At 38.9% G+C, this 11950-nt stretch carries 9 protein-coding genes; 5 read left to right on the forward strand and 4 right to left on the reverse strand.

Features of this window, described 5'->3' with window-relative positions; genetic code table 11:
* Positions 1–527: 527 nt before the first annotated feature.
* Positions 528–5747 (reverse strand): T9SS type B sorting domain-containing protein, encoded by a 5220-nt coding sequence (locus F3059_RS09415; protein ID WP_151168563.1) that lies wholly within the window; start codon positions 5745–5747, stop codon positions 528–530.
* 161 nt (positions 5748–5908) lie between these two features.
* On the opposite strand from F3059_RS09415, the gene arsC reads away from it, so the two are divergent.
* Positions 5909–6256, forward strand: a complete 348-nt coding sequence (arsC, locus tag F3059_RS09420; protein WP_151168565.1) for an arsenate reductase (glutaredoxin) — start codon at positions 5909–5911, stop codon at positions 6254–6256.
* Here the strand turns inward: arsC and F3059_RS13690 are convergent.
* Complete coding sequence (locus F3059_RS13690) at positions 6253–6396, reverse strand: hypothetical protein (protein WP_170265143.1); 144 nt, start codon at positions 6394–6396, stop codon at positions 6253–6255. The two genes, arsC and F3059_RS13690, sit on opposite strands and share 4 nt — an antisense overlap.
* A gap of 109 nt (positions 6397–6505) precedes the next feature.
* On the opposite strand from F3059_RS13690, the gene fumC reads away from it, so the two are divergent.
* Positions 6506–7906 carry a class II fumarate hydratase gene (gene fumC / locus F3059_RS09425; protein ID WP_151168567.1) on the forward strand — a complete coding sequence of 467 codons (1401 nt, stop codon included), beginning with the start codon at positions 6506–6508 and terminating at the stop codon, positions 7904–7906.
* Between the two features lie 67 nt (positions 7907–7973).
* Here the strand turns inward: fumC and F3059_RS09430 are convergent, their stop codons facing one another.
* Together F3059_RS09430 and F3059_RS09435 are read right to left on the reverse strand one after the other, a co-directional pair.
* Entirely contained in the window at positions 7974–9044 is a 1071-nt protein-coding gene (locus F3059_RS09430; RefSeq protein ID WP_151168569.1) for a mannose-1-phosphate guanylyltransferase, read from the reverse strand.
* Positions 9041–9655 (reverse strand): SprT-like domain-containing protein, encoded by a 615-nt coding sequence (locus tag F3059_RS09435; protein ID WP_151168571.1) that lies wholly within the window; start codon positions 9653–9655, stop codon positions 9041–9043. The genes F3059_RS09430 and F3059_RS09435 overlap by 4 nt, the downstream gene beginning before the upstream one ends.
* Before the next feature lie 186 nt (positions 9656–9841).
* Here F3059_RS09435 and F3059_RS09440 point away from each other — a divergent pair, with 186 nt between their 5' ends.
* Genes F3059_RS09440 through F3059_RS09450 form a run of 3 tightly spaced genes read left to right on the forward strand, consistent with a single transcriptional unit; the run spans position 9842 to position 11894 of the window.
* The gene (locus F3059_RS09440; protein ID WP_151168573.1) at positions 9842–10582 is read left to right on the forward strand and encodes an MlaE family ABC transporter permease; all 741 of its coding nucleotides are present in this window, start codon (positions 9842–9844) and stop codon (positions 10580–10582) included.
* Complete coding sequence (locus F3059_RS09445) at positions 10579–11340, forward strand: ABC transporter ATP-binding protein (protein WP_151168575.1); 762 nt, start codon at positions 10579–10581, stop codon at positions 11338–11340. Before F3059_RS09440 ends, F3059_RS09445 begins: the two co-directional genes overlap by 4 nt.
* Positions 11341–11393: 53 nt before the next feature.
* Entirely contained in the window at positions 11394–11894 is a 501-nt protein-coding gene (locus tag F3059_RS09450) for a hypothetical protein (RefSeq protein ID WP_151168577.1), read from the forward strand.
* The last annotated feature ends 56 nt before the right edge of the window (positions 11895–11950 follow it).

An 11950-nucleotide genomic window follows, 5' to 3' on the forward strand; every position in this document is an offset into this window, starting at 1 on the left:
ACCGCATTGTGGGTTTATTATAGAGCAAAATAATTTCTCTCTATATTATCCTAACAAGAATAGATTTTATAGAATCGATGTGAATCCGTAAACCAACAAAGAAGTAGGTGTGTCAGCTTGCTCCTATTTTCCTTTTTGAAATCTTTAGGTATTCACTGATCTACATACTCTAATTACATGGTATTTATTTCGTTAAGAATACTCATTGTATCAATTCACTTTATTGAATCTATCAGATTGATAGAACGAGAGATGGGCTTAGTTATTTATTAAGGTTTTCAAAGTGTTAAGATTACAAATTGACTTCTACAAGTACTTTTAGCCAGGATATTTAATAAGTAAACTATTCTTTAATTGTGATGAATATGGTATTTATTTATGACTTACCATTAACTCGTATCCTCTTAATTTAATATGATATTTACTCTAATCTGATGTTCGTACTTTTCTATTAATAGACGATGGAATTAAAAAAGGCACTGTAATCACTACAGTGCCTTTTTTTAATGGTATAGAACAAAAAATAATTACTTAATCATAATTACTTTTCCCTGTTTCTCTTTTCTTGTTCTCGATTCATCAAGTGCTGAAATGTAAGATATTCTCCATACATATGAATCCTGAGGTAATGGATTTCCATTCATCGTACCATCCCATCCAACTCTAATATCATTTGTTTTAAAGACTACTTCACCCCATCGGTTATAGATAACCATGGAGTATTCAATTAAGTCCTGACCTGTTTCTGCTTTAAATTCATCATTAACACCGTCACCATTAGGTGTAAAAGCGTCAGGAACAAATACTTGATAACAATTATCAAATACAACAGATATTTCATCTGTAATTGTACCGCATTGGTTAACAGCTTTAACGCGATATGTGCCACCACTTGTTACAGATATAGATCTTGATTGTATAGTATCTTGCCAATAATACTCTGTATTAGGGAATCCAGTTTGATCATTTAGTAGCTCTACTACCTGTCCCTCACATGCACGGATTTGGTTCCCAAGCTCTACAACTGGCTGTAGCGCTCTATCAAGAAGTATAGTATCTCTAATACCCTGACAAGTGCCGTTAATAGCATTTAATTCTACCCAGTATGATCCTTCACTGGTAACAGTGATAGTTCTAGTATTAGCTCCTGTACTCCATGTATAACTGTATCCTTCAGATTGAATGTTTGGGTTTAAAACAACTGCTTCACCTTCACAAATAAACCCATCATCTCCTAAGTCCGGCATAACTGTACCAAATGGAGTAAAATCAACACTTGCTGAATCTACGCATCCATTATTGGGGTTTGTAACAGTTACCGAATATGTACCAAAGTCATCAACCTGAATTGTGTCAGTAGTTTCTGATGTACTCCAGTTATAACCATATGCAGGACCAATAAGTGCTGGCGTAGCATCCAGTGTTATTGCAAAGTTACTATCCTCACAAAGCACTCTATTCCCTCCTAAATTAATTTGCGGAGAAGGTATAATGTTTATGTCTTTAGTATCATCGTTTACGCACCCATTAATATCAGTAACCGTTACAGTATAATTTCCTCCTTGAGTCACAAGGATTGATGAATTACCAGAACCAGTTGACCAGTTGTAATCTTCAAAACCACCAGGGGAGAGTACTATATTAAATGAAACACCAGAACAAATAGATGTATCTGCTCCTAAATTTGGTTGAGGTAATGGATTTTCAGTTACTCTTACATTATCATCATTAGAGCATCCATTAACATCAGTAACAGTTACAGAATAAGTACTGTCTGATGCTCCAACTGTAATGCTTTGAGAGGTTGCACCCGTGTTCCAGGAATATGCAGTAAATTGACCAGGGTTAAACACTGTCTGGAAATTATCACCAACACAATAAGCTGTATCGTTACCTAAATCAGGTTCCGGAAGTGGTGACACTACTAAAGTAAAAGTGTCACTATTTACACAGCCATTAGTATCAGTAACAGTAACAGAGTAGTCTGTACTCGATGTATTATTAATACTTGAATTAGTTGAAATATTAATAGATTGAGTGCTTTGATTATTAAAACTCCATTGATAGCTGACGATACTTCCACCAGCTGTACCAGCATTCAAAGCCTTAGACTGTCCAGCACAAATTGAGTCACTACCTCCAAGAGATAATGAAGGAATTGGATCCTCAATTACTTGTAATGTATCTGATCCTATACAGCCGAAACCATCAGTAATTTCAACCCATACAGTATCATCCTGTTCACTAATATTGTTAACTTGATTAGTTGATCCATCATACCATAAGTAACTACTATAGCCAAAACCAGGATCTACAGGTTGTGAAAAAGTTGTGTTTTCACAGTAGTATTGGTCAGATCCGATAGAGACTGTAGGTGGTGTTCTGAATGATATATTAATTGTATCGCTGGACGTGCAGCCGCGAGTATTTGTTACGGTTACAGAGAATGTGCCAGATTGAGCAAAAATGTTTTGTGTAGTATCACCTGTATTCCACGAATATGCTTGCTGATTTGCTGGTGCTGATAGCTGTATACTATCAGTTGGACAAATAGCAGTATCATTTCCAAGACTAAACTGTTCACCAGGATCAAAGTACACATTAACAGTATCAGATGACAAACATCCATTTTGATCAGTTGTAGTAACTGAATAATCATTTGACTGACTTACTGCTCTCACCTGATTAGTAGTTGCATCATCCCATGTGTAAGAGGTAAAGCCGCCACCAGCATCAAGAACAGAAGTTGCTCCGAGGCACAATGTGTCATCTGGCCCAAGGTCGACCTGGGTCACATTAAAGTACTGAACTTCTGTGCTATCACTGTATTGGCAACCTAAAGTATCAGTTCCTGTTACAGTGTAAACGCCTGCAGTGTCTGCAATGATACTTTGAGTAGTCTCATTCGTGCTCCAGTTATATGCCGTCAATACAGAATCACCTGTGATCTCTACAGAGTCTTCAGGACATATAATTTCTGTAGTAGGAACTATATTAACAATTCCAGAACTTGATACCAGGATCGAATCACTCTTTTGACATCCATTAGTATCTATAGCAGCCAGTGAATACTCACCAGGCCCGTAACTGATAGATGATCCAGTATCAGGTAACAGGTTCCAATTGTAAGTATCAAAACCGGGAGTTGAAGCATCAATAACTATTGTGTCATAGTAGCAAATTACAGTATCATTAGGTAGACTAAATGGAATGTCAGGGTAATTCCCTAATGTCAAGGTGTCTGTGAATTGACACCCGTTTGAGTCAGAAACTACTACTGAGTAGTCATCTGGTGTATTAACTGTAATAGAGCTATCGGTAGAACTGTTACTCCAGCTATATGTGTCATAGATTGAGGTAGCATTAATAGTTAAGCTATCATAAACACATATAGTATCATCCATTCCCAGATCAAGCGGTTGACTATTAAACTGAATAACATTTACACTGTCGTAGTTCTCACAACCTAACGAATCAGTAGCAGTTACAGAATAAACACCTGCTGCATCAACTGTTGTGGTTTGTGTTACGTCACCGTTACTCCAAAGATATTGAGTAAATGTTGGTGTAACTTGTAAATCGATTGAGTCGAGTGGACAAATAGAGTCTAACTGACTGAGTAAATCAAAAGTTAGAGAAGTGTCAATTGAAATAGTGTCGTATTTTACACATCCATTTGTATCAGTAGCTTCGACTGAAAATTCTCCATATCCAACTGAAGGTGATGAAGCTGTATCTGCTAAATGATTCCAGTAATAGGATTCAAAACCTGGATTAGTTGCATCAATAGCAACAGAGTCATAGTAGCAAATGAGTGTGTCATTTGGTAGTGAGTATGGAATATCAGGATAATGACTCAAGCTAAATGTATCAATGTAAGTACAAGTGTTGCTATCAGTAGCTGTAATTGAGTAGTCACCTGGAGTATAAACTGAAATAGAACTATCACTTGAACTAGTACTCCATGCATAATTATCAAAAGTATTACCGGGGCCTATCTCAACACTATCTTCAGCAACACAAATTGTATCATCTACAGGCAGGCCAAATGCTAACTGAGTATAGTTTGTGATATCAGCAGTATCTGCTGCTGTACACCCAAGACTGTCAGAAATAGTTACTTGATAATTGTTTCCTCCATATCCAAATATTGTTGGAGTGGTAGCTCCTGTATTCCATGCATAACTGTTAAACGAGCTAGAAACAGCTCCTAATTCAACAGAGTCATTATAACAAATAGCAGTATCACTAAGTATAGGGCTAAGTGTTATTAGATCTGATACAACAACGGTAAGGGTGTCTCGATTTCCACAACCGTTGAAATTATCTGAAACAACTTCATAAGTTGTAGTTTGACTTGGCTTAGCCCAAAAATTATTCCCTGTAACGGTAGCAGTATCGCTAAAGTTAACGCCAGGGTTGATTGCTTCACCAGAAAGCACATTCCAATTAAATTGATTACCACCAACAACTTCTATAAAAGTTGTATCAGTCTGAGAGCATAAAGTGTCAGGGTTACTCGTACTCGTTATTGTTGTTTTAGGTAAAACTGTTAAATCAAATTGCAAAATAGAAAGTGCAGGTACCGGACAGGCATCATCTTCTAACTGAACGGTAAAGCTTTTCATGCCTGCTTGAGTAGTTGGAATATTACCATTTACAGTGATAATGCTCGTGTCATCATTTATGACATTGACATTAGAGTTAGGGAATACGGCATCAACATTGGTGAATGAAATAACCGAATCTCCTGTTGGTTGCCCACCCAGTAGTGAATCAGTAAACATTAGCTGGAAGCTAAATGAGTCGCCAGCGCAAACCTCGAGAGAATTCGAATCTAATATTGTAGTTTGACTACCAACATTCATAAATCCTGGATCGATCATGTATGGAATAGCGTTGTTACAATTTTGCACAACAAATTGGAAATCACGGGTAACGCATCCAATCAATGAATCTCCACGATATTCACAGACTTCAATAGCAACAACCCAGTTCCCTGGTGCGTTTGCCATACTGGCATCAGGTACAAATGATAATTGTCCGTTTGTGTTGTTGAAAGTTACAGGAGATGCAGCTCCAAAAGGTTGTGTGGCAGAAAAACCAGCGTTGTAAGTAATAGGGTTTAAGTTATCGCCTAAAGGGGTTACTAGGTTATATGCTAATGAGTCACCATCTGATTCAACCACGCCCGGATTGAATTCTACATTTTGGCCAACACACACATACGGTATCCCACTATAAGAGAATGTTGGTGCACTATTCGGACAGGGAATGCTATTGTCTAATGTCGCTGTAACTGAAAAGTCTTCATTAAGCGAATTGGATATATTGTTTGAAGCATTTCTCGCGGCAAGTGAGTAAGCAAGCTGTAAACTATCACAACCAGCAGGTAGTGTAACTGTAGTTTGATAAACGTACTCAAGCATACCAGGTAAACCTCCTCCGGCACAATAGCTATTAGGGAGAGCTGTGGCACAAAGTTGAGATATTTCATTAGCGGGACCAGTACTGTTTAATGTGACTGTTTGATTAAAACCACAATTAGATGTGATATCAATATCTTCATTATTCCCTAGTGTAGCAGAACCAGAACAATCCTCAAATAATCTTAAAGTAATTTGAAATTGGTTTGGCCCTATACATTCGTACTCGATGTTACCACCAGATACGTGAGTAGCCTTCAAGGGGTTGTTGGCTAGTAAAATAAAAAGGGTTATGACAGGTGCAAGTAATAATCGTTTCATAATCTTCGTGTATCAACTCATTACTTTGGACGCAAAATAATGTTTAACGTTGCTATCTTAAAACTGCAAAATACTAAGAATTACTATTTTTTCATTCGATTCTATTGAAAATATTTGTTATCAATAGAATCTGATTCTTGAGTTAAACCAAAAATAAAAATATGAGTGAATATACAATCTATCACAACCCTAGATGTAAAAAAAGTAGAGAAACGCTCAAATTACTTGAGGACAAAGGCGTAAACTATGATGTGGTACAGTATTTAAAAGAGGTTCCGACCAAAGATGAACTCAAAAAAATCCTTGCTAAACTGAATGTTAAACCATTTAATTTAGTGAGAAAAGAGGAGAAAAAGTACAAAGAAGAATACAAAAACTTGGATCTGAACGATGAGGAATGGATCGAAGTTATGCACCAAAATCCAAAACTCATTCAGCGACCTGTTGTGGTAAAGGGAAACAAAGCAATCATTGGGCGACCACCAGAAAATGTAAATGAGCTATTTTAAGCTTCAGTCTTTTCTTCCTCTTTTTCCTCTTCTTCCTTCTCAGGTTTAGCTGCTAATGGAAGAGTTGTTCCAACTGCAAGAGGAACAAAGAATGCTGCGCTCGCGATAACGACAAAAACTAAAAATCCTAGAAACTTCATAATCTATTCATTATTTCGCCCACAAATGTAGAAAATAGCGCTAATGAAATGGCGATTCAGGATAGAAAAGTTTTATTTCGTATTCTGAAATCTCAAAAATAATTGTTCAATGGAATATAGAATTGAAAAAGATACCATCGGGGATGTGAAGGTTCCTGCCGATAAGTACTGGGGCGCTCAAACTGAACGTTCACGAAATAACTTTAAAATTGGTGAACCAGGAAGCATGCCAATTGAAATCGTACACGGTTTTGCTTACCTCAAAAAGGCTGCAGCTCATACTAATGCAGAGTTAGGCGCTCTCGAAGACGAGAAAAAAGAACTGATTAGTAATGTGTGTGATGAAATCCTAAAAGGAGATCTCGATGATCAGTTTCCACTCGTTATATGGCAAACGGGAAGTGGTACTCAATCAAACATGAACGTAAATGAAGTGGTAGCTAACCGCGCTCATGTTTTGCAGGGAAATAAACTGGGTGAAGGAGAGCGATTCATCCACCCAAATGATGATGTCAATAAATCTCAAAGCTCTAATGATACGTTCCCAACCGGAATGCATATCGCGGCTTACAAGAAAATTGTAGAAGTCACGATTCCGGGTGTTGAAAAATTGCGAGACACGCTCAGGAAGAAGTCTGACGAGCTGATGAAAGTCGTGAAAATTGGCCGTACTCACTTAATGGATGCAACGCCTTTGACACTCGGGCAAGAGTTTTCAGGCTATGTGTCCCAACTCGATCACGGACTCAAGGCTCTGAACAATAGTTTAGATCACCTGTCAGAACTCGCTTTGGGCGGAACTGCTGTCGGAACAGGGATCAACACTCCTGAGGGCTACGCTGAATTGGTTGCCAAAAAAATTGCAGAATTTACAGGTCTTCCATTCCGCTCAGCTGAGAATAAGTTTGAGGCCTTAGCTGCACACGATGCTTTAGTTGAAACACACGGAGCTTTAAAACAACTCGCTGTTTCACTCAATAAAATCGCCAATGATATTCGCTTGCTCGCATCTGGACCTAGAGCAGGAATTGGTGAAATCACGATCCCGGCAAATGAGCCCGGATCATCTATCATGCCGGGAAAAGTAAATCCAACTCAACCAGAGGCACTAACAATGGTTTGCGCACAGGTTATGGGGAACGATGTAGCAGTTACTGTTGGCGGTACACAGGGACATTATGAGCTAAATGTTTTCAAACCAGTAATGGCTTACAACGTTTTACAAAGTGCACAATTGATCGGAGATGCCTGCGTATCGTTTAACGATAATTGTGCAGTTGGAATTGAACCAAATGAATCGCGAATCAATGAGCACCTCAACAATTCATTGATGCTCGTGACAGCGCTCAACACCAAAATTGGTTATGAGAAAGCAGCGAAAATCGCTAAAACAGCTCACGAAAACGGGACAACACTCAAGGAAGAAGCTGTTAACCTCGGATTTTTAACAGAAGAACAATTCGAAGAATGGGTGAGACCAGAAGATATGGTAGGTTCACTCAAGAAATAACTTCGGTTTAATCAATAATGATCAGAGCCGAACTTCAATCATGGAGTTCGGCTTTTTTAATTCGTGGTTAAATGTGTTCATCACCAAACTGCTGACCCAATTTTGCGCGCAACGGCTTGATGTTTTGCTCACTCTTTTTCGATGAAATAAGTAAGGCATCTTTCGTTTCAACAATAATAAGATCCTGCACATCCTGTAATATCGCGACTTTTTCAGGAGTCAGATTAACCACGTTTCCTGATGCATTTTCTAAAAGTGTTTTCCCACTGATTACGACATTTTGATTAGCATCTTTTTCACTTACATCATAAACTGATCCCCATGTACCGAGATCGCTCCAGCCAATATCCGCTTCGATGACTTTCACATTGTCAGCTTTTTCCATGATGCCAAAGTCAATGGAAATAGCCGGGCAATCATTGTATAATTTATCGATTACTTCACCTTCAGAGTGATTCAAGAATTTATCACTATAAACATCAAAACACTTTTTCACGAGCGGAAGATGTTTTTCGAAAGCCTCTAAGATGGTCGACAAACTCCAAAAAAACATTCCGGAGTTCCACGCGAAATTTCCAGATTCTACAAACTCTTCAGCAGTTGGCAAATCGGGTTTTTCTCTAAACTGTTTAACAGTTTGTAATCGGTCAGAGCCAGCTTCATATTCTATGTAGCCGTATCCTGTATCGGGCCTGGTTGGCTTGATGCCTAGAGTTACCAGGTCATCGTATTTTGAAATATGTTCAAGCGCTGAATTGACAGTCGTTTCGAATTCCCTTTGCTTCAATATGAGGTGATCAGCCGGAGTAACGATTAGGTTTGCTTCTTCATTGTTAGCTGCAACTTTGTAGGCAGCGTAAGCGATACACGGAGCCGTGTTGCGCATCGTTGGTTCAGTTAACACCTGGTCTTCCTTTAGATCAGGAAGTTGTTCCATCACGAGCTCTTTATAATCTTCATTAGTGACCACGAGAAAACTGTCTGGCTCGCAAACGAACCTGAATCGCTCGTAAGTTTGCTGTATAAGTGTTTGACCGGTCCCCAGAATATCGAGAAACTGTTTGGGAGTTTTGCTTGTGCTGGCAGGCCAAAACCGACTTCCAACACCTCCGGCCATTATAATACAATAGGTTTTCATGAAACTTTTATTCTGTTTATTTCAGCAAATTCGTTGACTAAGTAATACTTTTCTTTTTGTAAATCTAAACACTTATAGCGCGTTCGCAATTTTTCTCCTTTTTGAAAAACGCGCTTTCCCAGTTTAAATACTTCTCCTGTATTAATGTCTCTGAGGTGAAGGACATCTTTGTTGTCGTACTTTTTCAGAACCGCAAACAACCCCGGATCTGAACAGCTTGACGCTTTTGGATTGCGCATATGTTTGGTGAGTTCTTTCAAAATATCCTGCGGAAACACTTTTTCATTGAGAAATGGATTCATCACATTCATAAATGCGATTTTCCACTGAACGCCATGGGGTTTTACCTTGTGTTTGTGATCGAGGTATACGAGGTAATGAGCAAACTCATGAATTAGCGTGATGAGGAATGCGTAGGGATTCAAATCGGCATTGATGGAAATGCGGTGGCCGTGTGTTCCACGAGGTGAGCGATAATCCCCAAACTTACTCTTACGAGCGCGTTGAATTTTTAGCTGGATCGGTTCTGACCGAAATAATTCTACAACTTGATTGACAGAAGCTGCTGGTATGTATTTTTCGATTACGCGCTTGAATTGATCAGCCGGCATTTTATTTCTTTTTATCCCAGGTTGGGCAAGGTGGATGGCAGTCTTTTTTGAATACTCCACACGATTGAAACAACAAACCCGCAACAAATATTGCAATTATGGCAAAAAGGGTTTTACTTTTCATTGGAATCTTTTGATTTTAGCGTTTGATTTTAGAATGGCTATTTTTACCCAAAATTAAGTAGAATGAAATTGTTGAGCCACATTGGCCGTTTTACACTTTTAATGCTCATTACATTTAAACGTCCTGAAAGCTGGAAGAGTTTTAGGAAGCGTATTGTAACTGAGATGAATGACCTGGGACTGGACAGTTTACCCATTATTGCGGTGATATCAGTTTTCATGGGTGCGGTGGTGACGATTCAAACTTCTACGAACATCGATAGCGGCTTTATTCCGTTATACACGGTTGGGTTTGCAGCGAGGCAGTCGGTGATTCTCGAATTTTCCCCCACTATTATCGCGCTTATTTTAGTTGGTAAAGTGGGGTCCAGTATTTCCAGTGAAATTGGAACAATGCGGGTGACAGAGCAAATTGACGCTTTGGAGATTATGGGAATCAACAGCGCCAATTTTTTGATTTTTCCAAAAATTATTGCTGCCGTATTGATCAATCCGTTTCTTATTACACTGAGTATGGCAATAGGAATTGCAGGTGGTTATGCCGTTGCTGTTGGTACTGGTTTAATTGGAGCGTCAGATTATGAATATGGGATTCAGCTCGATTTTAAAATGTATGATTATTACTATGCCATGATTAAAACGGTGGTGTTTGCTTTTGTGCTCACTTCAATACCAGCTTACTTTGGTTATTATACCAGTGGCGGTTCTGTAGAAGTAGGTAAATCGAGTACGACTGCCGTTGTGGTGAGCAGCATCGTTATTTTAATCCTCAATTATTTACTTACTCAACTTCTGTTAATATGATCAAAACAGTTGACCTCTACAAATCATTTGGAGAAACAGAAGTACTTACTGAGATCAACACAGAGTTTGAACGCGGTAAAACCAATCTGATTATTGGAGCCAGCGGATCGGGGAAGACGACTTTGACCAAATGTATTGTGGGATTGATAAAACCTACAAAAGGTAAAGTCCTTTATGAAGGCAAAGACTTTCACGCGATGGACTTTCAGGAAAAGAAAGAGATCCGCAAAAAAATCGGGTTTCTCTTTCAGGGTGGAGCTTTATTCGACTCACAAACAGTAGAAGAAAACCTGCAATTCCCACTCGATATGTTTACCAATCAAACGGCTAAAGAAAAATTAGATCGAGTCAATTTTTGCCTGGATCGTGTGAACCTCAAAGGTGTCAACAAGCTTTATCCAGCCGAATTATCGGGAGGGATGAAAAAGCGTGTAGGGATTGCTCGTGCAATTGCGATGAAGCCACAGTACCTTTTTTGCGATGAACCAAACTCAGGGTTAGATCCCAAGACTTCTATCCTCATCGATAACCTTATCAAAGAGATTACGCATGAATATGACATTACAACAATTGTCATCACGCACGATATGAACTCCGTTCTCGAAATTGGTGAAAACGTGATGTTCATCCACGAAGGAAGGAAATTGTGGGAAGGCTCTCGCAGAGAAATCCTGGAAACAAACAACCGCGAGGTCGTTGAATTCGTTTATGCTTCCAGTTTTATGCAAACCATCAGAGAAAAGGCTAATCTCAAATAATTACGTTTATTTGTGCGCCCGTTTTGAAACGAAGTAGTTTAACCATATTGCTTTTGGCAACATTTGCCATCTCTTATCTCGGCCCGTACCTGTGGATCGAATATCAGCGGTCTGAGGTCAAATCTGAGGTGAAGTGGCGCATGATTGACGGTATTGATCGTGAAGAACTGGTCTTGCTAAAGTTCTCAAAAAAACAAATCGAAAACGAACTGCATTGGGAGCACTCAAAAGAATTTGAGTACAAAGGTGAAATGTACGATATCGTAGAGCGAGAAACCCACGGAGATTCAATGTTTTACTGGTGTTGGTGGGATTACGAGGAAACGAAACTCAACAGCAAACTCGCTTCATTATTGCAGGATGTCTTTGGATCTGACCGTCACCAACAAAAAGAGCAATTGGTCACGCAATTTATCAAATCACTTTTTTGGTCAGATCCTCAAGTGAATCAACCGATTCCAAATAACATTGAAGTTGCTCAAAATAAACCCTACGATTTTTCACTCAAAACAGCTTTGGCAGATCCGCCCGAGCATCCTCCAAAATTCGTTTAAACATATTTTCAATTGCGAGCTCAACAGCTCAACAGGCTTTCTATGCCTTTAAAATA

Origin of the sequence: Salibacter halophilus, from assembly GCF_008806325.1 — a bacterium.
Taxonomy (GTDB): Bacteria; Bacteroidota; Bacteroidia; order Flavobacteriales_G; family Salibacteraceae; genus Salibacter; species Salibacter halophilus.

Bases quoted from the DNA above. Each gene is read 5' to 3' on its own strand.
- F3059_RS09415 (WP_151168563.1), bottom strand. From the start codon at position 5,747: ATGAAACGATTATTACTTGCACCTGTCATAACCCTTTTTATTTTACTA.
- arsC (WP_151168565.1), top strand. From the start codon at position 5,909: ATGAGTGAATATACAATCTATCACAACCCTAGATGTAAAAAAAGTAGA.
- F3059_RS13690 (WP_170265143.1), bottom strand. From the start codon at position 6,396: ATGAAGTTTCTAGGATTTTTAGTTTTTGTCGTTATCGCGAGCGCAGCA.
- fumC (WP_151168567.1), top strand. From the start codon at position 6,506: ATGGAATATAGAATTGAAAAAGATACCATCGGGGATGTGAAGGTTCCT.
- F3059_RS09430 (WP_151168569.1), bottom strand. From the start codon at position 9,044: ATGAAAACCTATTGTATTATAATGGCCGGAGGTGTTGGAAGTCGGTTT.
- F3059_RS09435 (WP_151168571.1), bottom strand. From the start codon at position 9,655: ATGCCGGCTGATCAATTCAAGCGCGTAATCGAAAAATACATACCAGCA.
- F3059_RS09440 (WP_151168573.1), top strand. From the start codon at position 9,842: ATGAAATTGTTGAGCCACATTGGCCGTTTTACACTTTTAATGCTCATT.
- F3059_RS09445 (WP_151168575.1), top strand. From the start codon at position 10,579: ATGATCAAAACAGTTGACCTCTACAAATCATTTGGAGAAACAGAAGTA.